Annotated in this window: 28 protein-coding genes; 14 read left to right on the top strand and 14 right to left on the bottom strand. The window is 64.7% G+C overall.

All coding sequences use genetic code 11. From position 1 onward, the window contains the following. Positions 1–235: 235 nt before the first annotated feature. From B4F07_RS16545 to B4F07_RS16520, 6 genes are all read left to right on the top strand, one after another. A complete protein-coding gene (locus B4F07_RS16545) occupies positions 236–3,001 on the top strand; it encodes a helicase-related protein (RefSeq protein WP_293699390.1) in 2,766 nt (921 codons plus the stop codon). Further along, positions 3,001–3,360 carry an RNA-binding S4 domain-containing protein gene (locus B4F07_RS16540; RefSeq protein ID WP_293698918.1) on the top strand — a complete coding sequence of 120 codons (360 nt, stop codon included), beginning with the start codon at positions 3,001–3,003 and terminating at the stop codon, positions 3,358–3,360. Before B4F07_RS16545 ends, B4F07_RS16540 begins: the two co-directional genes overlap by 1 nt. Positions 3,361–3,473: 113 nt before the next feature. After that, on the top strand, positions 3,474–3,812 hold the full coding sequence (fdxA, locus tag B4F07_RS16535; RefSeq protein ID WP_293698920.1) for a ferredoxin FdxA: 339 nt from the start codon (positions 3,474–3,476) through the stop codon (positions 3,810–3,812). A 262-nt stretch (positions 3,813–4,074) separates the two neighbouring features. Beyond that, positions 4,075–4,725, top strand: a complete 651-nt coding sequence (locus B4F07_RS16530) for an ATP-dependent Clp protease proteolytic subunit (protein WP_293698923.1) — start codon at positions 4,075–4,077, stop codon at positions 4,723–4,725. A gap of 210 nt (positions 4,726–4,935) precedes the next feature. Next, positions 4,936–6,207, top strand: coding sequence for an ATP-dependent Clp protease ATP-binding subunit ClpX (clpX, locus tag B4F07_RS16525; protein WP_293698926.1), 1,272 nt, complete (start codon positions 4,936–4,938; stop codon positions 6,205–6,207). A gap of 299 nt (positions 6,208–6,506) precedes the next feature. Further along, positions 6,507–9,116, top strand: coding sequence for a TonB-dependent receptor (locus B4F07_RS16520; RefSeq protein WP_293698929.1), 2,610 nt, complete (start codon positions 6,507–6,509; stop codon positions 9,114–9,116). A 218-nt stretch (positions 9,117–9,334) separates the two neighbouring features. Here the strand turns inward: B4F07_RS16520 and B4F07_RS16515 are convergent, their stop codons facing one another. The 10 genes from B4F07_RS16515 to B4F07_RS16470 all read right to left on the bottom strand — a co-directional run bounded on the left by B4F07_RS16515 (position 9,335) and on the right by B4F07_RS16470 (position 13,013). Further along, complete coding sequence (locus B4F07_RS16515) at positions 9,335–9,745, bottom strand: SufE family protein (RefSeq protein WP_293698932.1); 411 nt, start codon at positions 9,743–9,745, stop codon at positions 9,335–9,337. Between the two features lie 147 nt (positions 9,746–9,892). Beyond that, on the bottom strand, positions 9,893–10,150 hold the full coding sequence (locus B4F07_RS16510; protein WP_293698935.1) for a hypothetical protein: 258 nt from the start codon (positions 10,148–10,150) through the stop codon (positions 9,893–9,895). Between the two features lie 27 nt (positions 10,151–10,177). Beyond that, complete coding sequence (locus B4F07_RS16505) at positions 10,178–10,444, bottom strand: hypothetical protein (RefSeq protein WP_088442929.1); 267 nt, start codon at positions 10,442–10,444, stop codon at positions 10,178–10,180. Between the two features lie 37 nt (positions 10,445–10,481). After that, a complete protein-coding gene (locus B4F07_RS16500; protein WP_293698943.1) occupies positions 10,482–10,730 on the bottom strand; it encodes a hypothetical protein in 249 nt (82 codons plus the stop codon). Between the two features lie 11 nt (positions 10,731–10,741). Then, the gene (locus B4F07_RS16495) at positions 10,742–11,059 is read right to left on the bottom strand and encodes a hypothetical protein (protein WP_293698946.1); all 318 of its coding nucleotides are present in this window, start codon (positions 11,057–11,059) and stop codon (positions 10,742–10,744) included. An 11-nt stretch (positions 11,060–11,070) separates the two neighbouring features. Then, positions 11,071–11,370 (bottom strand): hypothetical protein, encoded by a 300-nt coding sequence (locus B4F07_RS16490; protein WP_088442934.1) that lies wholly within the window; start codon positions 11,368–11,370, stop codon positions 11,071–11,073. 32 nt (positions 11,371–11,402) lie between these two features. Further along, positions 11,403–11,783: an envelope stress response membrane protein PspC gene (gene pspC / locus B4F07_RS16485; RefSeq protein ID WP_293698950.1), complete on the bottom strand. Its 381-nt coding sequence runs from the start codon at positions 11,781–11,783 to the stop codon at positions 11,403–11,405. Between the two features lies 1 nt (position 11,784). Next, entirely contained in the window at positions 11,785–12,060 is a 276-nt protein-coding gene (gene pspB, locus B4F07_RS16480; protein ID WP_293698953.1) for an envelope stress response membrane protein PspB, read from the bottom strand. A 12-nt stretch (positions 12,061–12,072) separates the two neighbouring features. Beyond that, positions 12,073–12,738 (bottom strand): phage shock protein PspA, encoded by a 666-nt coding sequence (pspA, locus tag B4F07_RS16475; protein WP_293698956.1) that lies wholly within the window; start codon positions 12,736–12,738, stop codon positions 12,073–12,075. Positions 12,739–12,842: 104 nt separating this feature from the next. After that, positions 12,843–13,013 (bottom strand): hypothetical protein, encoded by a 171-nt coding sequence (locus B4F07_RS16470; protein WP_293698959.1) that lies wholly within the window; start codon positions 13,011–13,013, stop codon positions 12,843–12,845. Positions 13,014–13,193: 180 nt separating this feature from the next. On the opposite strand from B4F07_RS16470, the gene pspF reads away from it, so the two are divergent. Beyond that, on the top strand, positions 13,194–14,228 hold the full coding sequence (pspF, locus tag B4F07_RS16465) for a phage shock protein operon transcriptional activator (RefSeq protein ID WP_293698961.1): 1,035 nt from the start codon (positions 13,194–13,196) through the stop codon (positions 14,226–14,228). 98 nt (positions 14,229–14,326) lie between these two features. On the opposite strand, the gene B4F07_RS16460 is transcribed toward pspF, so the two are convergent. Beyond that, positions 14,327–14,848, bottom strand: a complete 522-nt coding sequence (locus tag B4F07_RS16460; protein WP_293698963.1) for a hypothetical protein — start codon at positions 14,846–14,848, stop codon at positions 14,327–14,329. 230 nt (positions 14,849–15,078) lie between these two features. Here B4F07_RS16460 and rplU point away from each other — a divergent pair, with 230 nt between their 5' ends. The 3 genes from rplU (at position 15,079) to B4F07_RS16445 (ending at position 16,786) form a co-directional block, all read left to right on the top strand. Next, a complete protein-coding gene (gene rplU / locus B4F07_RS16455) occupies positions 15,079–15,603 on the top strand; it encodes a 50S ribosomal protein L21 (protein ID WP_293698966.1) in 525 nt (174 codons plus the stop codon). Positions 15,604–15,651: 48 nt separating this feature from the next. Next, the gene (gene rpmA / locus B4F07_RS16450) at positions 15,652–15,921 is read left to right on the top strand and encodes a 50S ribosomal protein L27 (protein ID WP_293698969.1); all 270 of its coding nucleotides are present in this window, start codon (positions 15,652–15,654) and stop codon (positions 15,919–15,921) included. A gap of 250 nt (positions 15,922–16,171) precedes the next feature. Next, positions 16,172–16,786: a GNAT family N-acetyltransferase gene (locus tag B4F07_RS16445; RefSeq protein WP_293698972.1), complete on the top strand. Its 615-nt coding sequence runs from the start codon at positions 16,172–16,174 to the stop codon at positions 16,784–16,786. A 41-nt stretch (positions 16,787–16,827) separates the two neighbouring features. Here B4F07_RS16445 and B4F07_RS16440 read toward each other — a convergent pair whose 3' ends face one another. Beyond that, positions 16,828–17,463, bottom strand: a complete 636-nt coding sequence (locus tag B4F07_RS16440; RefSeq protein WP_293698973.1) for a DUF937 domain-containing protein — start codon at positions 17,461–17,463, stop codon at positions 16,828–16,830. A gap of 176 nt (positions 17,464–17,639) precedes the next feature. Between B4F07_RS16440 and B4F07_RS16435 the strand changes: the two genes are divergently transcribed. Both B4F07_RS16435 and B4F07_RS16430 read left to right on the top strand, forming a co-directional pair. Then, complete coding sequence (locus B4F07_RS16435) at positions 17,640–18,041, top strand: DUF3597 domain-containing protein (RefSeq protein ID WP_293698975.1); 402 nt, start codon at positions 17,640–17,642, stop codon at positions 18,039–18,041. Between the two features lie 168 nt (positions 18,042–18,209). Continuing rightward, positions 18,210–20,042 (top strand): DUF885 domain-containing protein, encoded by a 1,833-nt coding sequence (locus B4F07_RS16430; RefSeq protein ID WP_414711688.1) that lies wholly within the window; start codon positions 18,210–18,212, stop codon positions 20,040–20,042. Between the two features lie 55 nt (positions 20,043–20,097). On the opposite strand, the gene B4F07_RS16425 is transcribed toward B4F07_RS16430, so the two are convergent. After that, complete coding sequence (locus B4F07_RS16425; protein WP_293698979.1) at positions 20,098–20,544, bottom strand: hypothetical protein; 447 nt, start codon at positions 20,542–20,544, stop codon at positions 20,098–20,100. Between the two features lie 48 nt (positions 20,545–20,592). Continuing rightward, positions 20,593–22,194, bottom strand: coding sequence for a phosphoenolpyruvate carboxykinase (locus B4F07_RS16420; RefSeq protein ID WP_293698981.1), 1,602 nt, complete (start codon positions 22,192–22,194; stop codon positions 20,593–20,595). 357 nt (positions 22,195–22,551) lie between these two features. Between B4F07_RS16420 and B4F07_RS16415 the strand changes: the two genes are divergently transcribed. Together B4F07_RS16415 and B4F07_RS16410 are read left to right on the top strand one after the other, a co-directional pair. After that, on the top strand, positions 22,552–23,262 hold the full coding sequence (locus B4F07_RS16415) for a response regulator transcription factor (RefSeq protein ID WP_293698982.1): 711 nt from the start codon (positions 22,552–22,554) through the stop codon (positions 23,260–23,262). Continuing rightward, positions 23,255–24,859 (top strand): sensor histidine kinase, encoded by a 1,605-nt coding sequence (locus tag B4F07_RS16410; protein ID WP_293698984.1) that lies wholly within the window; start codon positions 23,255–23,257, stop codon positions 24,857–24,859. Before B4F07_RS16415 ends, B4F07_RS16410 begins: the two co-directional genes overlap by 8 nt. The last annotated feature ends 35 nt before the right edge of the window (positions 24,860–24,894 follow it).

Genomic DNA, 24,894 nt, shown 5'->3' with positions numbered 1-24,894 from the left:
CCCCGCCCGATGGACCTCCCGAAAACCCGGCCACCGAATGATATTTTCCAAGCCTGTCTGTAAAGAAAGGTCGTTAAAGTCAATTTAATGGCGGTTTCGCCGCCGAGGGTTGCGGCCAGTTGTGGCGGGGGTGGGATATTGTGCAAGCTGCGATGAAAAATCAGCCACCACCCCGCAGTTCAACGATCGGCGGTTGCGCGGCGCCCGCCGCCATGCCAGCTTGGCCGCCAAGAACATGACGTCATCCTCTTCCCAGCCGGTCAAGGCTGTCCTTGGCCCCACCAACACCGGCAAAACCCATTTGGCGGTCGAGCGCCTGACCGCCCATTCGAGCGGCATGATCGGCTTCCCGCTCCGCTTGCTGGCGCGCGAAGTGTATGACCGGGTCGTCGCGATCAAGGGACCGGCGCAGGTCGCGCTGATGACCGGCGAGGAACGCATCCTGCCGGCGCAGGCGCGCTATCTGCTCGGCACGATGGAGGCGCTGCCCGTCGAACGCGACGTCGCCTTTGTCGGCATCGACGAGGTGCAGCTGGGCGCCGATCCCGAGCGCGGCCATGTCTTTACCGATCGCCTGCTCCGCGCACGCGGCCGTGAGGAGACGATGATCCTGGGGTCGGCGAGCCTGCGCGGGCTGGTCCGCGAACTGGTGCCGGAGGCCGAGATCGTCACCCGCCCGCGTTTCTCTACCTTGAGCTACGCCGGGTCGTCGAAGTTGTCGCGCCTGCCCAAGCGGTCGGCGATCGTCGCCTTTTCCGCCGAGGAGGTTTACGCGATCGCCGAGATGCTGCGCCGGTTTTCAGGCGGCGCTGCGGTGGTGATGGGGGCGCTCAGCCCCAAGACGCGCAATTCGCAGGTCGCGATGTTCGAGGCCGGCGAGGTCGATTATCTGGTCGCCACCGACGCGATCGGCATGGGACTGAACCTTGATGTCCAGCATGTCGCCTTTGCCAGCTTGCAGAAATTCGATGGGCGGCGCCTTCGCCGCCTGACAATCGCCGAAATGGCGCAGATCGCCGGGCGCGCCGGGCGGCATCAGCAGGACGGGAGTTTCGGCACCGTCGGCCTGCCGCAGGGCGGCTTTACCCCGGAAGAAGTGGCGGCGATCGAGGGACATCATTTCCCGCCGCTGGCCAGCCTGTTCTGGCGCAACCCGACGCCAGGTTTCGGCTCGCTCGACCAGCTCTTGTCCGACCTTGCGCAGCCGCCGACGAACCCGGCGCTGCGCCCGGCACCCGAAGCCGTCGACATTGCGGTGCTGCGGCATCTGGCGGGCGACATGGAGGTGCGCGCGCGCGGCGGCGATTTCGACGCGGTCCAGCGCCTGTGGGATATTTGCGGACTGCCCGATTTCGAACAATTGGGCGCCGAACATCACAGCCGGACGATCTTCAAGCTGTGGCAATGGCGCACCAGCGGCGACGGAATGATCGACCCCGACTGGTTCGCCAAGCGACTGGCCAAGCTCAACGATGTCGAGGGCGACATCGATCAGCTCGCGAGCCGCATCGCGGCCGTGCGCACCTTGTGCTTCATCGCGCAGCGCGGCGACTGGATCGCGGGCGCGGCGGGGTGGACCGAACAGACCCAGGCGCTCGAATCGCGCCTGTCCGACGCGCTGCACGCGGCGCTGGCGCAGCGCTTCGTTGATCGGCGGCTGGCACTGCTGCTGCGCGACGCCGGACAGCGCCATGCCGCGCTGCCGGTCGCAGTCGGCCCCGACGGCACCGTCGCGGTCGATGGTGAGGCGATCGGCACGCTCAAGGGCTTTCAGTTCAAGGTCGATCCGGTCGCCAAAGCGAGCGATCACCGGATGCTGCTCGCCGCCGCTGAAAAGCATTTGCGCGCCGAACTCGGTCGCCGCGCCGCCGCACTCGCCGAGGGCGACGATAGCGCATTGTCGCTGATCGCCGAACCGGGCGCGCCGCCACGGCTCGCCTGGCACGGCCATGCAATCGCGACGCTCGCCAAGGGACCGACGCTGGTCCAGCCGTCGATCCAGATCGACCCGTCGCTGCGGCGGCTCGAACCCGTCCAGGTGCAGGCGATTACCGAGCGGCTGCACCGCTTTATCGCCGCGCAGCTGGCCCGCCACGCCGGCCCGCTCGCCGCGATGGGCGAGGCGGCGGGTGACCTGTTCACCCCGCCGCGGGTGCGCGCGCTGCTCGCCGCGCTGACCGACAACAGCGGCATGATCGGCCGCGCCGCGGTCGAGGATCAGCTAAACGCGCTGGCCGCCGACGAGCGGCCGCAGCTGCGCAAGCTGGGCTTCACCATCGGCTCGCTCGACATTTTCCATCCGACATTGCTCAAGCCAGAGGCGGTGCGCTGGCGCGCGGCGCTGATCGCGGCGCAGCAGGGATCGCCAATACCGACGCTGCCGCCGCACGGCGCGGTGCTGCAAAAAGCGGGCAGTCATGCGGGGCTGACGATCGCGGGCTTTCGTCGTTGCGCCAGCGGCTGGCTGCGTATCGACATGGCCGAAAAGCTGGCGCGGCAGGCCCATGCGGCGCGGATGCAGGCCGCGGCGCCGCCGACCGCGCCGATCGCAGGCGGCGACGATCGTCACGAGGACACCCCAATCGGCGACGACGCCGACATGGTCGCCGCCCCGCCCGGCTTCGTCATCGACCCGGCGCTCGCCACCTCGCTGGGGCTCGACGGCGACACGCGGCGCGCGCTGCTGGGCAGTTTCGGGTTCCGCAGCGTCGGCGACCCTGCGCTGGAACGCTGGCGCTGGTCCGGTCTGCGCAAGCCCGACAAACGCCAGCGCCGCAAACCGCCGCGCAAGGTCGCCGCGACACCGGCCCGGTCGGCGGCCAATGGCGACAGCCGCCGCCCGCCGGTCCCTCATGGCAAAGACAAACGCGCGAAGCCCCATCCGCCGCGCCCCGATGCCCCGCGCCCACCGCGCCCCGACCGCCCGGTTCGGCGCAGCCCGTCGCCCAACAGCCCGTTCGCAGGTTTGGCCGCACTGCTCGCCGAAAGCCGCAAGGACTGATGGCGAGCCCCGGCGCCGCGGGCAGCATCCGGCTCGACAAGCTATTGTGGTTCCTGCGCTTCACGCGTTCGCGCAGCCTGGCGCAGGCGGTGGTCGAGGCCGGGCATATCCGGCTCGACGGGCGGCGTATCACCCGCTCGTCATGCGCGGTCCATGTCGGACAGACACTGGTGCTGCCAGTCGGCGAGCGGATCGAAGTGGTGCGGCTGTTGACCCTGCCCCTGCGCCGCGGATCGGCGAGCGAAGCGCGGGCCTGCTACCAAAGTCTGGACCCCGCGCCGCCCGCCACCGGCAATCCCGCTATCAACGGCGATGGAAAAGCTGTGCATCCAAATCCCGCACCCGACCCTATCCAATGAGAGTGATTCGCAACTGCTCGCTAGGCGTTGACGCACCGCCGCCCGGCGGCATAGAGGCGAGCCAAGAGAGAGCCTGACGGCCCGGTTGCCGTCAACTGAGGGAGCCAGAAACCATGACCTATGTCGTCACCGATGCCTGTGTCCGGTGCAAATATATGGACTGCGTCGAGGTGTGCCCCGTCGACTGTTTCTATGAGGGCGAGAATATGCTCGTCATCAACCCCAACGAGTGCATCGACTGCGGCGTGTGCGAGCCCGAATGCCCCGCCGAAGCGATCCTGCCCGATACCGAAAGCGGCCTGGAAAAATGGCTGGAAGTGAACACCAAGTTCAGCGCCGAATGGCCGAACATCACGGTGAAGAAAGAAAGCCCCGCCGACGCCGACGAATATAAGGGTGTCGAAGGCAAGTTCGAAACGCTGTTCTCGCCCGAGCCGGGTGCCGGCGACTGATCTGGAAAACGAAGGCGGGACTTTCCCGCCCTTGCCTTTTTGATGCCAATATATCCGTCATCGTCACCCCGGACTTGATCCGGGGTCCCGCTATTCGCCGCCGCCAAGCGGGACCCCGGATCAAGTCCGGGGTGACGAGAATGGGAAACACGGCGTCATTTGCCCCCTTGAAACCCTCCGCCGCCCCGCCGATGTAGGTGACCGAGGGGCCAGCCCGCCGGTTCTCGGCGCGGCGCTCCAATAGCATAAGGACGCATTCCCAATGATCGACCCGCTCGCCGCTCTTGTCCCCGTCGTCGTCGAGCAGACGAGCCGCGGCGAACGCAGCTTTGACATTTTCTCACGCCTGCTGCGCGAACGGATCATCTTCGTCACTGGCGAGGTCGAGGATAATATGGCGTCGCTGATCACCGCCCAGCTGCTGTTCCTCGAATCGGAAAATCCGAAGAAGGACATTTACATGTATATCAATTCGCCGGGCGGCGCCGTCACGGCGGGCATGGCGATCCACGACACCATGCAGTATATTCGCCCGCGCGTCGGCACGGTGTGCATCGGTCAGGCCGCTTCGATGGGCAGCTTCCTGCTCGCGGCGGGCGAGCCCGGGATGCGCGTCGCGCTGACCAACGCGCGCGTCATGGTCCACCAGCCGTCGGGCGGCGCGCGCGGGATGGCGTCGGACATCGAGATTCAGGCCAAGGAAATCCTGCGCATCCGTAAGCGGATGAATGAGCTATATGTGAAATATACCGGCAAGTCGCTGAAAGACATCGAAAAAGCGATGGACCGTGACACCTTCCTCGAAGCCGACGAAGCCAAGGCATTCGGGCTGGTCGATCATGTCTATGACCGCCGCCCCGGCGCGCTGGAAGGCGACGCGGCCAAGGATCTGAGCGAAGGCCCGACGCCCTGAACGTGCGACCATCCCAGCGATCGTCACCCCGCACTCGATCCGGCATGACGAAAGACGGAATTGGTAACCGCATTTGTTGACGCCCGTTTGGCGCCTTGCTGCTAAGCGGGACATCGCGGCGATGTCACCCAATTGCCATATTGTAATTGGGTGACCGCGGGCTAGGATAAGGACGGCACCGCCATTTCGGCGCCTGCCAAAGGAAGTTTTATGACGAAATTGAGCGGCTCGGACAGCAAGAGCACCCTCTATTGCTCCTTCTGCGGCAAGTCGCAGCACGAAGTCCGCAAGCTGATTGCCGGACCCACCGTGTTCATCTGCGACGAATGCGTCGAACTGTGCAACGACATCATCCGCGAAGAGATCAAGGGCGGGGTTGCCGCGCGCAAGGACGGCGCCGTGCCGACGCCGCTGGAAATCTGTCACCACCTTGATGCCTATGTGATCGGCCAGAACAAGGCCAAGCGCGTCCTGTCGGTCGCCGTGCACAATCATTACAAGCGCCTGGCGAACAGCGGCCGCGGTGACGAGGTCGAACTGGCGAAGTCGAACATCCTGCTCGTCGGGCCGACCGGCAGCGGCAAGACCCTGCTCGCGCAGACGCTGGCGCGCTTCCTCGACGTGCCCTTCACCATGGCCGACGCGACGACCCTGACCGAGGCGGGCTATGTCGGCGAGGATGTCGAGAATATCATTCTCAAGCTGCTGCAATCGTCCGACTATAATGTCGAAAAGGCGCAGCGCGGCATCGTCTATATCGACGAAATCGACAAGATCAGCCGCAAGGCCGAGAATCCCTCGATCACCCGCGACGTGTCGGGCGAAGGCGTGCAGCAGGCGCTGCTCAAACTGATGGAAGGCACGACTGCGAGCGTTCCGCCGCAGGGCGGCCGCAAGCATCCGCAGCAGGAATTTCTGCAGGTCGACACGACGAACATCCTGTTCATCGCGGGAGGCGCGTTTTCGGGCCTGGAAAAGATCATCGGCGACCGCCTGCAGGGCAAGTCGATCGGTTTCGGCGCGCATGTCGCCGGGCCCGACGAGCGCCGCATGGGCGAAGTGCTCAAGAATATCGAGCCCGAGGATCTGCTGAAATTCGGCCTGATCCCCGAGTTCGTCGGCCGCCTGCCCGTCATCGCGACGCTCGAAGATCTCGACATCGACGCGCTGGTCAAGATTTTGGGCGAACCCAAGAACGCGCTGGTAAAGCAGTATCGCAAGCTGTTCGATCTGGAAGAGGTCGTGCTGACCTTTACCGACGACGCGCTGGTCGCGGTCGCCAAGAAGGCGATCGAACGCAAGACCGGTGCGCGCGGGCTGCGCTCGATCGTCGAGGCGATCCTGCTCGACACGATGTTCGACCTGCCCGACCTGACCGACGTGGTCGAGATCGTCGTCGACAAGGATGTCGTCGAGGGCCGCAAGGATCCGGTGCGGGTTTATGCCGACAAGGCAAAAGAGGTGGCGGGCGACGCCGCCTGAGTCGCGGCGGGTGTGATCCCGCCGCAAATTGCCGAATCGACAGCGGCGTCGCGCCAAAATTGTTGCATTGCAGCAACAGTTGCCGAGAAAAACGCATTTGTCGCTGTGGATAACTCGGCGTTGGTGACGCAAATTCGCGCTTTTTTGACCTTTTCCGTCCCGTCGCGGCCCACGCCGCTTGCACTGTCACAATTGCTGTCACAATCGTGCCACATGCGGGCTTCAGGGGCGCTCGCAGGACTGGCGCGCCCCATTTCGCGCGCCTGCCGAACGACATCACACCAAGGGGACTTCCTGACATGCATTTCCGTCACACGCTTGCCGCCAGCTGCGCGCTGATCCCGCTCGCGCTACTTTCCACGCCCGCCTTTGCCCAGTCGACCGGTTCGGTCGACTTCGACGAAGAAATCGTCGTCACCGGCGTTTCGGCAACCGACGTTATCGGCATTTCGTCGCCGGACACCTCAAAGGCGAAGGCCGTTCTGGGTCAGGAAATCATCGAACGCCAGAACCCCGGTCAGACGATCCTCGATACGATTAACCTGCTGCCAGGCGTCAACTTCACCAACAACGACGCCTATGGCTCGGCCGGCGGCCAGCTGACGATCCGCGGCTTTTCGGCCGACCGTATCAGCCTGACCTTCGACGGCGTGCCGCTGAACGATTCGGGCAACTATGCGATTTATTCGAACCAGCAGCTCGACCCCGAGCTGATCGAGCAGGTCAACGTCAACCTCGGTTCGACCGACGTCGACAGCCCGACCGCCGCCGCCACCGGTTCGACCGTGAACTATCGCACCCTGATCCCGACCGAAGAATTCGGCGTCAAGGTCTCGGGTTCGGCGGGTGAATATGAATTCTTCCGCATCTTTGGTCTGATCAACACCGGCGAATTCACGCCGTGGGGCACGCGCGCCTTCCTGTCGGCGTCGACCGCATCGAACAACAATCCGTTCAACAACTATGGCCGCCTGCGCAAAAAGCAGTTCAACGGTCGCATCTGGCAGCCGCTGGGCGACAACGGCGACTTCATTTCGGTCGCGGGCCACTACAACGTCAACCGCAACAACTTCTTCGGTTCGGTGCCGCTGCGCCTCGACGCCAACCGCGTCGTCGGTTCGGGTTCGGGCAACCGCTTCCCGCTCGACAAGGACGAGCGCGAATATGACATCGCCGCACCCTGCACCACCGCCGTCGCAGCGCGCCCGGGCCTCGTCGATGCCCAGTCGACCTGCGGCACCGAATTCGACCGTCGCTATAACCCGTCGAACACGGGCAACATCCGCGGCGCATCGAAGTTCACCCTGACCGAAGGCCTCGTCCTGACCGTCGACCCGAGCTATCAGTATGTGAAGGCCAATGGCGGCGGCACCGTGACCGCCAACGAAGGCTTCCGCGACATCAACCCCGGTGCTGGCGTCACCAACTCGACCGGCTATCTGGGCGGTCAGCCCTATTTCGGTCGTGACCTCAACGGCGACGGCGACATCCTCGACCGCGTGTCGATGCTGGCTCCCAGCCAGACGCAGACGCATCGTTATGGCGTGATCGCCAACCTGCGTTGGGACATCAACGACAGCCACACCGTCCGCGCCGGTTTCACCTATGACCGCGCACGCCACCGTCAGACCGGCGAAGTCGGCCTGTTGCAGTTTAACGGCGAACCCTTCAGCGTCTTCCCGGTCACCGATGCACCGCAGACCGACGCCACCGGTTCGATCCTGCAAAAGCGTGATCGTTTGTCCTATGCGATCCTGACCCAGGTGTCGGGTGAGTATCGCGGCGAATGGGCCGACGGCCGCATCATCACCACCGTCGGCATCCGCGCCCCGTTCTTCAAGCGCGACCTCAACAACAACTGCTTCACGTCGAGCGACACCGGGTTTGTCGAATGTTTCGGCAGCGCCACCGATCCGCGCAACGCGACCTACGCTGGCCTGAACCCGACGATCCAGGGTCCGCAGCAGCGCGTCCTGAAATATGACGACATCCTTCCCAACGTCGGCTTGATGTTCAAGCCCAACAGCCAGATGTCGGTGTTCGCCAACTATTCGAAGGGTTTGCAGGTTCCGGGCACCGACGCGCTGTACAACGCGTTCTTCTTTGCGCCGACCACGGAGTCGGCGCGCCCGTCGCCCGAAACCAGCGACAACTTCGACCTCGGCTTCCGCTATCGCACCAGCAAGGTGCAGGCGCAGATTTCGGGTTGGTTCACCAAGTATAACGATCGTCTGGCATCAGCGTTCGATCCGGAAACCGACCGCAACCTGTACCGCAACCTGGGTCGCGTCGACAAATATGGCATCGACGGCAGCATTGCATACCAGCCCATCCCCGAGTTGGCGCTCTATGTCTTCGGTTCGTGGATGAAGTCGGAAATCAAGGACAATGTCCAGTCGGGCGAATGCACCGTGGCACAGGTCAACGGCGCGATTGCTGGGTGCACCACCGTCGGTCAGCCGATCTTCGTCGCAACCGCCGGCAACCGCGAATCGGGCGCGCCCGAATACAGCTTCGGCGGCACCGTCCGCGGGACGCTGGGTCCGGTTGAACTGGGCATCACCGGCAAGCGCACCGGTGGTCGTTTCATCTATGACACCAACCTGCCGGTCTATGGCGGCACGCTGGCCGCTCCGGTTGAAGTCTATCCGAGCAAGACCAATGCCTACTGGCTGGTCAATCTGGACGCTCGCTTCAGCCTCGAATGGGCAGGTCTGAATGACAAGACCTTCTTCCAGGTCAATGTCTATAACCTGTTCGACTCGCTCTATGTCGGCAACTACACCCCTGGTCTGAACCAGGGCGGCGTGCTGGGCCCCAATGTATTCACGGGCAACCCCGCTTCGGTGCCGAATGCCCAGATCGGCGCGCCGCGCACGATCAGCGCGACGCTGACCGTCGGCTTCTAAGCCGCGCGAGCAGACACGAGAATTGGGCGCGGGAGGCAACTCCCGCGCCCTTTCTTTTGGCAGATAGCGATCGATTGCGACTTCTCTTTCATCGTCATCCCGCACCTGATCCAGGATCCACGACGACGGCGCGGCTATGGATCCCGGATCAAGTCCGGGATGACGAACGTGCGGAACAACAGCTTCCTGCCTCGACGCAAAGCCAGGCGGCGACGAGATCAGCCCGCGGCAATCCGCCTTGCGGTGTCCTGGACCAGCGCGATCATGTTGGGGACGCCCTGGGTGCGGTTCGACGACAGCTGACGCGTGAGGTCGAAGGGCGCGAGCGCGGCAGCGATGTCCATGCCCGCAACCTCGGACGCCGGTTTGTCCTGCACCGCCGCCAGCACCAGCGCGACAATGCCCTTGGTGATCGCGGCGTTACTGTCGGCGAGGAAATGCAGGCGGCCCCCCTCCTGCGGCACCGGATAGACCCAGACGCTGGCGCTGCAACCGCGGACCAGAGTCGCGTCGGTCTTGAGCGCGTCCGGCATCGGTTCCAGTTCACGGCCAAGGTCGATCAGCAGGCGATAGCGATCGTCGCCGTCGAGGAAATCATATTCGTCGTGGATGTCGGTCAGGCTGCGCATGGCGGCGGCACTGGCAGATTTGGGGCGATGGGGGAAGAGCGTCAGGCCCAAAATGCCCGTTCGTGTCGAGCGAAGTCGAGACACCCGTCGGGTCAGCGCAAGGCCGATGGGCATCTCGACTTCGCTCGATGCGAACGGTTTTCCCGCTTAGAGGTCCACCCCCGCTGCGATTGCTTCGAGCTTGCGCAGCCGTTCTTTCAGATCGGCGATTTCGATCCGCGATCCGGCGTGGGGTACGGTGGCGTCATGGGTGACGGACACATGCCCTGCGGCGAGTTCTTCGCGTTTCAGCTGGATCCAGTCGCGCCAGCCGCGCAGCGCGGCCAGGCTCATGATGGTCAGGGCGGTCAGCGCAACGGCGCTGACCATCAGGTTGGTGGCAAGGTCAGACGTAATGGTGGCCATGATGCGGCTCCTTCTTCGTCACGGTCGTCAGGAGGGCGACCGGTCGCGCAGCCGTTCGATTTCCTCATCGAGCGTCACGGCGCGGTTGTGGTCGGTGGCGATGCGTTCGAGCACCTGGATGCGGTCCTTGAGCGCGCGGATTTCGGATTGCAGTGCCTTGGTCTCGGCATTGTCGGCGGGGGCGGCGAAAAACTCGTTGCCCTTGTTGTCGCGGCGCACTCCATATTTGGCGCGGACGACGCTGCCGATGGTGACGATCAGGACGATGCCGATAACCATTTCAAACGGGTTCATGGGGGATCCTTCCGTATTATTTTATCGTTGCTGCAATTCAGTTCAGCGGAGCGTCGCGCAGTTTTTCGATCTCGTCGGCGACGTCAATTCCCTTGTCGGTAACGATCCGTTCGAGCACGCGCACTCGCTGCTCCAGCCGTTCGGTCGCCGCGGCATATTGGGCAGCCTTTTCGGCGGTCATTTCGGACTGCTTTTCGATCATTTTCTGCTGATGCTTCGACCAGAAGATGAAACCGGCAAGCAGAAAGGGAGCGAGGGGGATCAGTATCCAGATGGTATCGCCCATGACGGATCTCCTCAGTTCGCCGGGCGCCGCAGCGCCTCGATCTCGTGGCTCAGCCGGCTGCTCTCGTCGGTGACGATCCGCTCGACCACCGCGAGGCGGTCTTTCACCGAACCCAGTTCGGCGCGCAGCTGGGCATTTTCCTGGCTGATCAGCTTGACGCGTTCCATCGCCTCGTCGCTGGTCTTGGGATAGACCGCCTTGCCCCAGCTGTTTTCGAGCGGATAGCCGTTCTTGACGCGGAGCCAGGTGGTGAAGATCCAGCCGCCGATTGCGGCGAGGCCCAGAACCGCCATCCCCGGGGCGATGGTATTCAATAATTCGGCGTTCATTGTCGTTCCCCTCAGCGCAGGCGGTCGATTTGGTCGGCGAGCTGCGCCGCCTGACCGTTGGTTTCGGTCGCGATGCGTTCGAGCACCGAAATCCGCTCTTCAAGGCGGCTGACCTGGCCTGCCAGCTTGGCATTGTCGTCGGTCAGCAGCGCGATTTTTCGATCAGCGTCGGGGTCGGTTCGATGAACCGTGCCACCCCATTCATTTTCCACCGGATAGCCGTGCTTGGCGCGGATCCAGGTGGTGAACATCCAGCCGCCGATCGACAAGGCGATAATGGCGAGGACGAAACCGGTACCCCCGAAATTCATTGGTATTCTCCCTGTTGCGTGTCAGCCGCCGCTCAGCGTAGGCTTTCGATCTCGTCGGCGAGCCGACGGTTGTGGCTGGTGTAGTACAATTCGATGTCGGCCAGGCGGCGGTCGATGTCGCGGAAGCGCGACTTGATGTCGCGGGTTGACGCGGTCGGATTGCTGCGCACCCCCTGCCAGAATTTCGCTTCTTCGTTCGAGCCATAGAGCGCGAAGGGTTTGGGCGTGCCCATCCAGGCGATCATCCAGTAGGCGATCAGCGTCCAGGGAAAGCCCCCCATCAAGGTGAGCAGGACCGCGCCGACGCGGACCCAGAGGACGTCGATGCCGCTGTAATCGGCGATCCCGGCACACACACCGCTCCATTTGGCGTTCTGCTTGTCGAGGTAGAATTTCGTGCGGCTGGCAGACATCTCAGTTCCTCCGGCTGATATTTTCGAGTTGCGCCAGTTCTTCATCGCTACGCACCGCGGGGCGAAAGTCGGGATGGTCGGCGCTGATGATGCGTTCGACGGTGTGCAGGCGGCTTTCGAGCCGGCGCGCGGTGTCGTACAATTCGTCGAGCAACTGCTCGTCTTCTCCGGTCAGCGTTTTGGCCTGTTTCCACTTGGTAATGTAGTGGAGGATCAGCCAAGGCAGACCGAGGAAGAGCGTTCCGATAACGATCGGAATAACGATGACTTCTTCCATCGGTCTGATCCCTTATTGCTTGCTGACCTGGGCGGCCTTGAGCGCGGCGAGCTCGTCGGCGACCTTGTCGGCGGCCTGGAGTTCGGCGATCTCCTCGTCGAGCGACTTCTTATAGCCCAGGTTCAGCGCGTCGGCGCGGCCTTCGGCTTCGTCGACGCGGCGTTCGAGGATTTCGAAGCGCGAGAAGGCATCTTCGACGCGGTCGCCATTGGTCATTTCGCGCAGCTTATACTTGTTCGCGGCGCTTTCGAGGCGGGTCGAGACGTTTGACTGGCGGGCGCGTGCTTCGCTGAGTTTCTTCTGCAGCTTGGCGATGTCGTCTTCATAACCCTTGAGCGCGTCGTCGAGAACGGCGATCTCGGCCTTCAGGCGCTCGGCCATGTCACCGGCCTTCTGCTTTTCGACCAGCGCGGCGGTGGCCAGGTCTTCGCGGTCCTTCGACAGCGCGAGTTCGGCCTTTTCCTTCCAGCTGTCTTGCAGGCTTTCCAGCTTGGTGATGTGGCGGCGCATTTCCTTTTGATCCGCAATCGTGCGGGCGGCGGACGCGCGGACTTCGACGAGCGTTTCGTTCATCTCGAAGATGATCTGGCGGATCATCTTTTCGGGATCTTCGGCCCGGTCGAGCAGATCGGTGACGTTGGCGGCGATGATGTCGCGGGTGCGTGAAAAAATACCCATCTGAAAAACTCCTGTCGAAATCGTGAGACCTTGGTCTGCTGTTTCAAAAAAAGGCTGGTGCCGGGGCGGGGCAAGGGGGGAGAGTGCCCCGGCACCAGTGCCGGTCAGGCCAAAGCGCTGACCGCCGGGGACATAACAGCGACGACCAACGGGCCGGCAAGATTGCCGGAGACGCTGGCCGCGATCTGCGGCTGGTCGATCACGCCGACGAGGATGGCCAACGCTCCCGCCGTGCTCAGCACGAAAGTGGCGGCTTGGGCATACATCGACTTCATGGTTCAACCTTCCCTGATCTTTTTCGCTGCACCGGCACGATGTGTGTCGGTTCGCTGGATACTATGCAGACACCGTGCCAATTGCGGCAAGCGGCGCAAAACCGCGCAACTTCACGCGCAAATGACCTTCCTCATCGATTTGCCTTGCCAACCAGCGGGAAATTTTGCCAATGATTGGGAATGGAGCGCGAAACCCAATTTATCGGCCAGTCGGCGGCGTTTCAGGACGCGGTCGAACGCGCCAGCCTGGCGGCATCGCTCGACCGTCCGGTGCTCGTGATCGGCGAGCGCGGCACCGGCAAGGAACTGATCGCCGAACGCCTGCACCGCCTGTCGACGCGCTGGGACCGCCCCTATGTGATCCTGAACTGCGCCGCGATGCCCGAGACGCTGATCGAGAGCGAGCTGTTCGGGCATGAGGCGGGCGCCTTCACCGGCGCGACCCGCACCCGCGCGGGGCGGTTCGAAGAGGCCGATGGCGGCACCCTGTTCCTCGATGAGCTGGCGACGATGTCGATGGGAGCGCAGGAAAGGTTGCTGCGCGCGGTCGAATATGGCGAGGTCACCCGCGTCGGATCGTCGCGTCCCATCCGCGTCGATGTGCGCATCGTCGCGGCGACCAACGAACATCTGCCGGCGCTGGTCGATGAAAACCGGTTTCGCGCCGATTTGCTCGATCGGCTGTCGTTCGAGGTGATCACCCTGCCCCCGCTGCGCGCGCGCGAGGGCGATATCGAGGTGCTCGCCACCTATTTCGGGCAGCGCATGGCGACCGTCCTCGGCTGGGAAGAGTGGCCGGGCTTCGGCCCGCGCGCGCTGGCGGCGATGGAGGGCCACGACTGGCCGGGCAATGTCCGCGAACTGCGCAACGTCATCGAACGCGCCATCTATCGCTGGGCCGACCCCGAGAAACCGGTCGATGCGGTGAATTTCGATCCGTTCGCCAGCCCGTGGCAGCCCGTGGTCCGTCAGTCCGCAGCAAAGGCGGACGGCGGCGCATCCCCCGTCCCCGCCGAACCCGCGCCCGCATCGGCCGCGATGCCGACCGGCCCGGTCAGCGACCTGCGCGCCGCGGTCGATGCCTATGAGCGCCAGATATTGTCGGACACGATGACGCGCTGCCGCTTCAACCAGAAGGTCGCGGCCGAAGCGCTGGGGCTGAGTTACGACCAGATTCGCCATGCGTTGAAGAAGCATGGATTGAATCAGCAATAGGCATGGTCGCCCCCGCGAAGGCGGAGGCCGCAATCGGCGTATCGCGGCGAGGCGGCTCGATGCTGCCAACGGCCCCCGCCTTCGCGGGGGCGACGCCATTACTGCCCCGGCAGCTGTCCGCTCAACGCCTCGACCACCGCATCCTGCGTCGACACCATCTCCGCCAACCGGTCGCGCAGCGCGTAGATTTCGGGCAGACCGTCGATCGCATCCTCGATGCTGCGATCAAGATACAGCCGGTCGATGTCGGCAAGCGCGGCGGTCAGCGGGGCGCGGGTGGCAGTGAGGCGCGAAATGGCCTGCTGCGCGACGACCCAGCGTTCGCTGGCGACTGTAGCCCCCGCAGCGGCGGAAACAAGCGACGCGGCGGTGTTCCGTTCGGCAGCAAACGCCTGCTGCGCCGCGGCGGCGTCGGCCTCCCAGCGCGCGAGCCGTCCGCCAAGATCAGCAGGCAGCGGCCCCGGCGGCGCCACAACGACGGCGGGTGGCGCGACGTCGAATCGCCCCTCGACCGACCGCTTGGCGAGCGACGGCGCGCCGGTGTTTTGCGCCGCGGCACAGGCCGAAAGCGACAAGGAGGCGGCAACCGCCGACGACAACGTAAGAAGGGTGCGCTTCATCGCCGCCTCTGATATGGGTGCGGGCGCAAGGCAGCAAGTACCGAATCGGCGGTGCACCTTGTCATTCGCCATTTGACCCGCTTTTCACCCGAAAAGCGCGGGATTTGGCGGTTGACAGCGAAGCGCTGGCTCGCTAGTGGCGCTGACTTTCCCGCATGCCGGAAAAATCGCCTGCTTCGGTGGGTGATCGGTAGCGCGGGTGATTTAGTTTTTTGATTGGATGGAAGACCATGTTCGCAATCGTGCGCACGGGCGGCAAGCAGTATCGCGTCGCCGCTGGAGACAAGATCGCCGTTGAAAAGATCGACGGCGAAGCTGGCGATACCGTGTCGCTGGGCGACGTCCTGCTGGCCGGTGACGGCGGCGAAGTGAAGAGCGCCGATGGCCTCGTCGTTTCAGCCGAAATCATCGCCCAGACGCGCGGCGAAAAGGTCATCGTGTTCAAGAAGCGCCGTCGGCACAATTATCGCCGTCGCAACGGTCACCGCCAGTCGCTGACCCTGCTGCGCATCCTGGCCGTCGGCGACGCCAAGAAGGCCGCGCCGAAGAAGGAAGCCGCACCGAAGGCCGAAGCCGCTCCGGCGACCGAAGCCAAGGCTGCTGCGCCCGCCAAGGAAGCACCGACCAAGGCCGCTCCTGCGAAGGAAGCCGCGCCGAAAAAGGCTGCTGCGCCCAAGAAGGAAGCTGCTGCCGAGAAGGCTGCCCCCGCCAAGAAGCCCGCTGCCAAGAAGGCAGCCCCCAAGAAGGACGCCTGAGCGCGGCAACGCGGCTCGGCCCCTGCAACGAATTAAGGAGCATCAGTCATGGCACATAAGAAAGCAGGCGGTTCATCGCGCAACGGTCGCGACTCAGCCGGCCGCCGCCTTGGCGTGAAGAAATTCGGCGGTCAGGAAGTGATCGGCGGCAACATCATCGTGCGCCAGCGCGGCACCAAGGTGTATCCTGGCGCCAACGTCGGCATGGGCAAGGACCATACGCTGTTTGCGACCGCGGACGGCCATGTCCGATTCCACGACGGCAAGCTTGGCCGCAAATTTGTGTCGGTCGATGCCATGGCAGAAGCCGCCGAATAAAGGACGATCTGCACGGGTCGCCCACCAAGGGATGACCCGGAACGGTCCTTTCCGCGACAAGCGGAAACAAAGTTCGAAAAGAGGGAGACGGGTCACCCCGGACTCCCTTTTTTCTTGCCTGCCTTCCGTCACTTGGCGGCCCATCTCGGGAAACGGGCGCGAAAAACGGGCCATCCATCTCCCTCGACAACGACTGTCGTCAAAGCGTCACCATGGGGCGCCAAGGCGGCGGCAATTGGGAGTTAAAAGCATGTTCGCGCGTACCGAAAGATTGTTGCTGCGGCCCGGCTGGCAGGAAGACGCCCCCGCGCTGGCGCGGGCGATTGGCGACGAGATGATCGTCCGCAATCTTGCCAGCGCGCCTTGGCCCTATAGCGAGGAGGATGCCCGGACATTCCTGGCGAGCTGGTCGAGCGCCAGCCCCAGCCGCTTTCTGATGGTCCAGCGCACCGCCAGCAACCCGCGCATCATCGGCTGCATCGGCATGGACCGCATGGACGATGGCTCGGTCGAGCTCGGCTATTGGGTTGCGCGGCCGTTCTGGGGGCTGGGCTATGCGACCGAGGCCGGTCGTCACATGATCGACCTGGCGCGCACGATGGGCATCCGAAATCTGGTGGCGTCGCATTTCGTCGATAACCCGGCGTCGGGTTCGGTGCTCCGCAAGCTCGGCTTTCGGCCGACCGGGCGCGAAGTGGTTCGCGCCAGCCGGGGGCGCGGCACCCCGGCCCCGACGATCGAATATGCACGCGCCATCGCGGCGCCGGGCAATGACAAGGATGACGCGGACGACCCGGTCGCCATGCTAGGCAAACCCCGATGGCCCGCCGAAATGCGCGACGACTGGCGATTGCAGGCGGCGTAAACGGAGTACAGCCCCTCCACGTGGAGGGGCTGCGCCACGCGTCAACGTCCCAGCTTGCTCGCCATGCCCATGATGTCGTCGAGCGGATTGCCGTCGCCGTCGAGGTCGAGCATGTTAGCCAAGCCGCCCAGCCCGCCGCCTGCCGCCGGGGCAGTGCCGCCGCCGACTGCGCCGCCCAGCACATTGCCGAGCATGCCGCCGAGACCGCCGCTGCCGCCCGAACCGCCGCCCAGCGCGCCGCCGATCAGGTCACCCAGGCCGCCGCCGCCCTGCGACTGACCGCCTTGCTTCGCCATATAGCCCGCGACCATCATCGCGAGGATCGGCAGCATTTTCTTGAGCAGCCCCGAATCGAGTCCCGTTTGCGCAGCGGCCTGTCCCGCGACGGTGCGGCTGACGTCTTTTGATCCGAAAATCTGGCCAAGCACGTCATTGCCCGGCGCGGCCGGGGTCGGCTGCGGTCCCAGCACCGAATCGAGCAGCCCGCCGCCGCCCAGTTGGCCAAGGAGGCCGCCCAATCCCTCGATCCCACCCGATTGCGCCTGTTTCTTGAAGCCACCGAGAATCGCGGGTAGCAGCGCCTCGGCGCCCTGTTTCGCCATGGCGGGCGGAATGCCCAGATCTTTCGCCATCGATTCGATGCCGCCAGCCTGCGCCAAAATGTCGGTCAGGTTCATGATGCACTCCTCCCACATCGGCGCCAATCGAACCGCGCCCCAGCCGCCGACTATAGCAGCGGACAGGCCGAGGACGAGTCGTTCATTTGGCTGTCATTTTCAGATGCATAGTCCTAGCCTGCGGTCATTCGACTCGCCCGCTCCGGGCTGGGCCGCGCTTTAGTGGGAGTGAAATCATGGGCATTTTCAGCAGCATCAAGGATGCGATTTTCGGCAAGAAGGCGGTCGCCGCCGAGCCCGCCGCCCCGGCCGCACCGAACCCGGTCGGCAGCGCGCTCGACGCCGCCACCAGTGCGATGGCGGCCGCCGCCGCGGCGCCGCCGGCCGAAATCGATGTCGACGCGATCCTGACCGCCGAGGCGGCCGGCAAAGATCTCAACTGGCGCACCTCGATCGTCGATCTGATGAAGTTGCTCGACATCGATTCGAGCCTCGCCAACCGCAAGGAACTGGCGACCGAGCTGGGCTACACCGGCGAACTCGACGGCAGCGCCGAAATGAACATCTGGCTGCACAAGGCGGTGATGCGCGAACTCGCCGCGAACGGCGGCAAGGTGCCCGCCGATCTGACCGACTGACGAACCGCGGATAAAATTCGTTCGGGGGCGGGCAAGCATCGGCTTTCCCGCCCCCTTTTCATTGACCGTCACGCCGCGCCGCTTAGACAGGTTTCAACAGAAACAAGGTTGCAAGGGAGCCGCCGCGTGCATCACCGCCTGTCCACCCCGTTCACCCGCCGCCAAACGATGGCCACGCTCGGCACCGGCGCCGCGGGCCTTGCGCTGGCTGCGTGCAGCCGCGATCCGGCGGGGATCGTCGGCCCCCCGCCGCCCTCCGCACAGTCACCGCAAGCCCGGGCAGAAGCCATACTCACCCAGGCCGCTGACAATCTCCTGACCCATTCGCCCGAGGGGGCGACGTCGCTGGGGATCGACACGGGCGATCGTGCGGCAATGCGCGGCAAGCTGGCAGACCGCTCCGCGGCGGGGCAGCTGGCGCTGGCCGACACGTTGATGCGCGACCTGGCGCTGCTCAACAGTCTGGACACCCGCACGCTCGACCATGCGACGCGCACCAGCGTTGCAGTGGTGCGGAGCGCCTATGACGTCGCGCTCGCCGGTTTTTCGCAGCCCTATGGCGATGTCGCGGTCGGCGGCTGGCGCAACACGCCCTATGTCGTGATCCAGAATGTCGGCGCCTATATCGATGTGCCGCGCCTGCTGACCAGCGACCAGCCGGTCAAGACCAGCGCCGATGCCGAGGCCTATCTGGCGCGCCTGGCCGCTTTTGCCGGCGTCCTTGATGGCGAGACCGAACGGCTGCGCGCGGCGGGCGGACAGGGCCTGATCGCCCCCGCCTTTCTGATCGACAAGGCCTTGCCGCAGATCGAGGCGACGCTGGCCGATGCGCGTGGCGGCGGCAGCCTGGCTGACGCGCTGGCGACAAAGGCGCGCGACGCGGGGCTGGCGGGCGACTGGGGCGCCCGCGCAGGCGCCATCGCCCGCGGCCCGGTCAGCGCAGCGCTCGAACGCCAGATCGCCGAACTCAAGGCACAGCGCCCGCGCGCCACGATGGACGCGGGGCTGTGGGCGCGGCCTGGCGGCGACGAATGGTATGCCTGGGGGCTGCGCGCCAGCACGACCACGACGATGACACCCGATGAAATCCATCGCATGGGCCGCGCCGAACTGGCCGACCTGCAGGGGCAGATGGACCCGATCCTGAAGCGGCTGGGTTATACGCAGGGGTCGGTTGGCGACCGGATGAACGCGCTGGCCAAGGATCCGCGCTTTCAGTTTCCGAACAACGACGCCGGCCGCGCCGAAATCATGGCCTATATCCAGACCTGGCTCGGCAAGATCCGGGCTGAAATGCCACGCGCCTTCCGCACGCTGGTGCGCGGCAATGTCGAGGTGAAGCGCCTGCCGCTTGCCGAGGAGCCCGGCGCGCCCGCGGCCTATGGCGGCGCCGGGTCGATCGACGGCAGCATTCCGGGCAAATTCTGGATCAACCTGCACACCACCGATCTGCACAGCAAATACTCGCTGCCCGACCTGACGTTTCACGAGGCGATTCCGGGCCATGTCTGGCAGGGTGAATATGCCAACCAGATGCCGCTGATCCGCACCATGCTGGCGTTCAACGCCTATTCGGAGGGCTGGGCGCTTTATGCCGAGCAGCTGGCCGACGAGTTGGGGCTGTACGACGATTTCGAGGTTGGGCGGTTGGGGTATCTGCAATCGCTGGCGTTCCGCGCCTGCCGACTGGTCGTCGACACCGGCCTCCACGCCAAGCGCTGGACGCGCGAACAGGCGGTCGCGTTCTTCGTCCAGGAAAATGGCTCGAACCCGCTTGAGGTCGCGAGCGAGGTCGACCGCTATTGCAGCTGGGCCGGTCAGGCGTGCGGGTACAAGGTCGGGCATAGCGAGATCGGGCGGCAACGCGGCCTCGCGCAAACGGCGCTGGGGCCGAAATATGACCTGCGCGATTTCAACGACGTGGTCGTGAAGGGCGGCAATGTCCCGCTCGACGTGCTGGCGCTGAATGTCGCGGAGTATGTGGCGGGAGCGAAGGGTTAGTCGCCTTCCGCCTCGTCATGGCGACCCCGGCGAACACCGGGGTCGCCATGACGATTTAGGGGAATGGCGCCAGATCCGGTTCGACAAAGCCCCGCCGCGCCTTCACCGAAAACAACAGATCGCGGCTGTAGAAGCGCAGCGGCCAGTCGCGACGGCCGACATCGGACAACAGCATGGCGTTGACGCGCGCCGTCAGCCCGGTCTCGTCCGTATCTGACAGGAACCATCGCACCCCCGCGACATAGGCACGCGTGATGCTGTCATGATAGCCTTGGGTGTCATCGTTCACGCCGCCGACGCTTTCATTGAAACGGCGGATGATGGTGCCAATCTCGGCATCGACATCGATGTCGGGGCGCTCGGCGAGCAGACACAGGCAGGCGCCCAGATGCGCCTCGTGCGTCCACGCCTCGCGCGGCAGGGTGCAGGCAAGCAACCCTTCGCCGAGCGCGCGGATGTCGGTGTCGCGCGCAAACAGGCGCGGTTTATGATCGGTGGTCATTGTCCGGTCCTTCCGGGTGATGGAGCACCCGGAAGTTATCCGGGCGAGTTACGCTGCGACGGCGGCCTGCGGTGCCGCCTGGCGGACGCCTTCGTCGACATGGTCCGCAAATTGCGCGAAATTGTCGATGAATTGGCCGACGAGCGTTTGCGCGGTGCGGTCATAGGCGGCTTTGTCGGACCACGCTTCGCGCGGGTCGAGCAGCGCGCTGTCGACGCCCGGAACCGCGACCGGAACCATGAAGCCGAAGTTCGGATCCTTGCGGAATTCGGCGTCGTTGAGGCTGCCGTCGAGCGCAGCGTTGAGCAAGGCGCGCGTCGCCTTGATCGGCATGCGCTTGATGCCGTCCATCGTCGCCATGCCGCCGGTCCAGCCGGTGTTGACCAGCCAGCACTGGACGCCGCCCTTGGCGATGCGCTCTTTGAGGAGATTGCCATAGACCGACGGATGGCGCGGCATGAAGGGCGCGCCGAAGCAGGTCGAGAAGGTCGCTTCGGGCTCGGTGACGCCGATTTCCGTCCCCGCGACGCGTGCGGTGTAGCCCGACAGGAAGTGATACATCGCCTGATCGGGGGTCAGCTTGGCGATCGGGGGCAGCACGCCATAAGCATCGGCGGTGAGCATGATGATGTTCTGCGGCACCGGACCCATATTCTGTTCCGACGTGTTCGGAATGAAATCGAGCGGGTACGAACCGCGGCTGTTTTCGGCGAGGCTGGCGTCGTCGAAATCGAGTTCGCGCGTCACCGGGTCCATGACGACATTTTCGAGCACGGTGCCGAAACGCTTGGTGGTCGCGAAAATCTCGGGCTCGGCCTCCGGCGAGAGGCGGATCATCTTGGCGTAGCAGCCGCCCTCGAAATTGAACACCGCGGTGTCCGACCAGCCATGTTCGTCATCGCCGATCAGCGTCCGCGACGCATCCGCCGACAAGGTCGTCTTGCCGGTGCCACTGAGGCCGAAGAAGACCGCGGTATCGCCATTCGGCCCCATATTCGCCGAGCAGTGCATCGGCATCACGCCCTTCACCGGGAGCAGATAGTTGAGGATGCCGAACACCGATTTCTTCATTTCGCCGGCGTACTGCGTGCCGCCGATCAGGATCAGTTTTTCGGTGAAATTGACCGCGATGACCGTTTCGGTGCGCGAGCCATGCTTCGCCGGGTCGGCGCGGAAGCTCGGCAGATCGATAATGGTATATTCGGCCGCGAACGCTGCCAGCTCGTCAGCGGTCGGGCGCACCAAAAGCGTGCGGATGAACTGGCTGTGCCAGGCGAATTCGGTGATCACCTGCACGCCGACGCGGTGTTCCGGCTGCGAGCCACCGAACAGCTGCTGGCGATACAGGCGTGGGCGCTCTGCGAGGTGCGCGAAGAAATCGGCCTTCAGCGCCGCGAAATGATCGGGGGTCATCGGGACGTTGGTTTTGCCCCACCAGATGGTGTCCGCCGTCTCGGCATCCTGAACGATGAACTTGTCCTTGGCACTGCGGCCGGTGTGCTTGCCGGTTTCAACAACCAGGGGGCCGTCCTTGGCCAGCAGGCCTTCGCCGTTCCGGATCGCATCCTCGATCAGCGCCGAGGTGCCCCAGTTTTCGGCGACCTCCGCCTGCGTTTCGACGGTCTGATTGCCGATCGCCACCTGTGTCATCGTTCAAGCCTTTCCCATGTCCGTCGGTCCCGATTGCATAGGTATGCAGGAGATGCCGCACAAAAGGGCAGGCCCGCATTACCATGGGTGCCGACGTGACGCCGATTCCGTAAATCAAGGGTCGCGTTAGCGAGGATGAAGGGGGAGGTCAAAAGATTCCAGCGCGCCCATGATCAGCGCAGGGCGCCACAAATAGGGACAGTTCCCGTCTATTCGCGCTCGAAACTTTAGGCCGAAGCGCCATTCAAATTCAATGTGGACTGTCCCTATTTATGGCTCGCGCTGCAATCTGCGCGCTGTTGTCGCGGCACCATGGATCGGCTAACCCAGCCGCCGGCCCAGCCCAACGGAAAGAGCATGACGGCAACCATCGCGCTGGTCGACGACGACCGCAACATCCTGCAATCGCTCTCCATCGCGCTCCAGGCCGAGGGGTTCGTCACGCGTGTCTATTCGGACGGCGAGGCGGCGCTCAAGCCGCTGATCGACAATCCGCCCGACCTCGCCGTCTTCGACATCAAGATGCCGCGCATGGACGGGCTGGAACTGCTGCGCCGCCTGCGCGAGAAAAGCCAGCTGCCGGTCATCTTCCTGACCAGCAAGGACGACGAGATCGACGAGGCGCTGGGGCTCGCGATGGGCGCCGACGATTACATCGCCAAACCCTTCTCGCAGCGGCTGGTGATCGCGCGCATCCGCGCCATCCTGCGCCGTGTCGAGCTGAACCAGAATGCCCTCGCCGCCGACGACGAGCCGGTGGCTGAGCCGATCACCCGCGGGCGGCTGAGCATGGATCCGGCGCGCCACAAGGTCGCGTGGGACGGCAAGGATGTGACGTTGACCGTCACCGAGTTCCTGATCCTGGAAACGCTGGCCGCGCGCCCCGGCATCGTGCGCAGCCGCAACCAGTTGATGGACGCCGCCTATCAGGACGATGTCTATATCGACGACCGCACGATCGACAGCCACATCAAGCGCCTGCGCCGCAAGTTCCGCGAGGTCGATCCCGAATTCGACGCGATCGCGACCCTCTATGGTGCGGGTTACCGCTTTGCCGACGATGTCTGAGGCGCTCAGCCCCGACGCCAGCCTTGCCGAGCAGGAGGAATCGCCGCTCGTCTGGTCGGCGCGCTGGTCGCTGACGACGCGGATTCTGGCGGTCAACATTCTGGCGGTCGCGCTGCTCGCGGGCGGGTTCTATTATCTCGACACCTATCGCAGCCGACTGGTCGATACGCGGATCGAGGTGATGAAGGATCAGCTCGCGATGCTCGACCGCGCGCTGGAGGCGGCCCGCCCCGACCAGCGCGCCACGCTGATCAGCGAATTTGCCGCGGCGACCGAATCGCGGCTGCGCTTTTACGACGCCGTTGGGCGGCGAATTTCCGACAGTTTCGAGACCGGACCCGCGACCTACACCTTGCGTGACCCCAATTTGCAGGTATGGCAGCGCGATGCCGCGCGCGCGATGGATCGCGGCATCGACTGGATCGTCGGCGCCCCCTCCTACCCCGATTTTCAGGAACCGGTGGTCGATACCGCCGCGGCCTGGCCCGAGGTGATCGAGGCGCAGCGCGGCGGTTCCACGGCGAGCCGCTTCCGCTACGCCCCCGAACGCACCCCGCTGCTGAGCGCTGCGAGCGTCGTCGATCTGGAATCGCCGCAGACGGTGCTCATGACGCTGAACGCGCGCGACATTACCCGCACCGTCCGCGCCGAGCGCCTCCGCCTCGCGATCGTCGTTGCGATGGTCCTGCTTACGTCGGTGTTGCTGTCGCTGTTTCTGGCGCGCACCATTGTTCGCCCGCTACGGCGACTGGCACGGGCCGCGGTTCGCGTTCGCCTTGGCCGCGCGCGCGAAGTGGTCGTGCCGCGTCTGCCGAGCCGCCGCGACGAAATTGGCACGCTGGCGCGGGCACTGTCCGACATGACGCAGGCGCTGCGTCAGCGCATCGACGCGGGCGAACATTTTGCCGCCGATGTGACGCACGAGCTGAAAAACCCGATCGCGTCGGTGCGTTCGGCAATCGAGGGGCTTGGCCGCGTCAAGAATGACGAACAACGCGCGCAGCTGCTCGCGATCGCCGACGAAGATGTCCGACGGCTCGATCGGCTGGTCAACGACATCAGCGAAGCGAGCCGCGTCGATGCCCAGCTGTCGCGCACCTTGTTCGAGCCGATCGACGTCGGCATGATGATCGAATCGATGCTCGCCGCGCGCACCGCGCGCATCGATGCCGACGCCCCGCATCCGCGCCTCGCCTTTGCCCGTCCGCGCAAAGGGACAACCTTGGTAATGGGCGATGGCCACCGGCTGGAGCGGGCGATCGACAATGTCATCGACAATGCGATCAGTTTCTCGCCACCAACAGGGCTGGTCTGCATCGCCGCGACGCGGCTGGGCGACGAAGTGCATATCCGGGTTGACGACGACGGCCCCGGCATCGATCCGGCGCAACGCGAGGCGATTTTCCGCCGTTTTCACAGCGAACGTCCGGCGGGCGAGGCCTTTGGCCGCCACAGCGGTCTTGGCCTGGCGATCGCGCGGACGATCATTGAAGGGCATAGCGGCACGATCAACGCCAAGGACCGCGACGATGGCAAGCCGGGCGGCAGCCTGCTGATTACGCTGCCCGCCGGCGAAGGCGCAACCGGCGCAGCCTAGCCATCGCGTCTGCAGAGGCAGGGGCGACAAACCGT

Source organism: Sphingopyxis sp. UBA6723, from assembly GCF_002454115.1.
Classification (GTDB): Bacteria; Pseudomonadota; Alphaproteobacteria; order Sphingomonadales; family Sphingomonadaceae; genus Sphingopyxis.
The sequence above is the reverse complement of the archived record's forward strand: the minus strand, read 5'-3'. Positions and strand labels throughout refer to the sequence as shown.

Excerpts from the sequence above, each read along its gene's own strand:
- B4F07_RS16545 (WP_293699390.1), top strand. The coding sequence starts at position 236 with ATGACGTCATCCTCTTCCCAGCCGGTCAAGGCTGTCCTTGGCCCCACC.
- B4F07_RS16540 (WP_293698918.1), top strand. The coding sequence starts at position 3,001 with ATGGCGAGCCCCGGCGCCGCGGGCAGCATCCGGCTCGACAAGCTATTG.
- fdxA (WP_293698920.1), top strand. The coding sequence starts at position 3,474 with ATGACCTATGTCGTCACCGATGCCTGTGTCCGGTGCAAATATATGGAC.
- B4F07_RS16530 (WP_293698923.1), top strand. The coding sequence starts at position 4,075 with ATGATCGACCCGCTCGCCGCTCTTGTCCCCGTCGTCGTCGAGCAGACG.
- clpX (WP_293698926.1), top strand. The coding sequence starts at position 4,936 with ATGACGAAATTGAGCGGCTCGGACAGCAAGAGCACCCTCTATTGCTCC.
- B4F07_RS16520 (WP_293698929.1), top strand. The coding sequence starts at position 6,507 with ATGCATTTCCGTCACACGCTTGCCGCCAGCTGCGCGCTGATCCCGCTC.
- B4F07_RS16515 (WP_293698932.1), bottom strand. The coding sequence starts at position 9,745 with ATGCGCAGCCTGACCGACATCCACGACGAATATGATTTCCTCGACGGC.
- B4F07_RS16510 (WP_293698935.1), bottom strand. The coding sequence starts at position 10,150 with ATGGCCACCATTACGTCTGACCTTGCCACCAACCTGATGGTCAGCGCC.
- B4F07_RS16505 (WP_088442929.1), bottom strand. The coding sequence starts at position 10,444 with ATGAACCCGTTTGAAATGGTTATCGGCATCGTCCTGATCGTCACCATC.
- B4F07_RS16500 (WP_293698943.1), bottom strand. The coding sequence starts at position 10,730 with ATGGGCGATACCATCTGGATACTGATCCCCCTCGCTCCCTTTCTGCTT.
- B4F07_RS16495 (WP_293698946.1), bottom strand. The coding sequence starts at position 11,059 with ATGAACGCCGAATTATTGAATACCATCGCCCCGGGGATGGCGGTTCTG.
- B4F07_RS16490 (WP_088442934.1), bottom strand. The coding sequence starts at position 11,370 with ATGAATTTCGGGGGTACCGGTTTCGTCCTCGCCATTATCGCCTTGTCG.
- pspC (WP_293698950.1), bottom strand. The coding sequence starts at position 11,783 with ATGTCTGCCAGCCGCACGAAATTCTACCTCGACAAGCAGAACGCCAAA.
- pspB (WP_293698953.1), bottom strand. The coding sequence starts at position 12,060 with ATGGAAGAAGTCATCGTTATTCCGATCGTTATCGGAACGCTCTTCCTC.
- pspA (WP_293698956.1), bottom strand. The coding sequence starts at position 12,738 with ATGGGTATTTTTTCACGCACCCGCGACATCATCGCCGCCAACGTCACC.
- B4F07_RS16470 (WP_293698959.1), bottom strand. The coding sequence starts at position 13,013 with ATGAAGTCGATGTATGCCCAAGCCGCCACTTTCGTGCTGAGCACGGCG.
- pspF (WP_293698961.1), top strand. The coding sequence starts at position 13,194 with ATGGAGCGCGAAACCCAATTTATCGGCCAGTCGGCGGCGTTTCAGGAC.
- B4F07_RS16460 (WP_293698963.1), bottom strand. The coding sequence starts at position 14,848 with ATGAAGCGCACCCTTCTTACGTTGTCGTCGGCGGTTGCCGCCTCCTTG.
- rplU (WP_293698966.1), top strand. The coding sequence starts at position 15,079 with ATGTTCGCAATCGTGCGCACGGGCGGCAAGCAGTATCGCGTCGCCGCT.
- rpmA (WP_293698969.1), top strand. The coding sequence starts at position 15,652 with ATGGCACATAAGAAAGCAGGCGGTTCATCGCGCAACGGTCGCGACTCA.
- B4F07_RS16445 (WP_293698972.1), top strand. The coding sequence starts at position 16,172 with ATGTTCGCGCGTACCGAAAGATTGTTGCTGCGGCCCGGCTGGCAGGAA.
- B4F07_RS16440 (WP_293698973.1), bottom strand. The coding sequence starts at position 17,463 with ATGAACCTGACCGACATTTTGGCGCAGGCTGGCGGCATCGAATCGATG.
- B4F07_RS16435 (WP_293698975.1), top strand. The coding sequence starts at position 17,640 with ATGGGCATTTTCAGCAGCATCAAGGATGCGATTTTCGGCAAGAAGGCG.
- B4F07_RS16430 (WP_414711688.1), top strand. The coding sequence starts at position 18,210 with ATGGCCACGCTCGGCACCGGCGCCGCGGGCCTTGCGCTGGCTGCGTGC.
- B4F07_RS16425 (WP_293698979.1), bottom strand. The coding sequence starts at position 20,544 with ATGACCACCGATCATAAACCGCGCCTGTTTGCGCGCGACACCGACATC.
- B4F07_RS16420 (WP_293698981.1), bottom strand. The coding sequence starts at position 22,194 with ATGACACAGGTGGCGATCGGCAATCAGACCGTCGAAACGCAGGCGGAG.
- B4F07_RS16415 (WP_293698982.1), top strand. The coding sequence starts at position 22,552 with ATGACGGCAACCATCGCGCTGGTCGACGACGACCGCAACATCCTGCAA.
- B4F07_RS16410 (WP_293698984.1), top strand. The coding sequence starts at position 23,255 with ATGTCTGAGGCGCTCAGCCCCGACGCCAGCCTTGCCGAGCAGGAGGAA.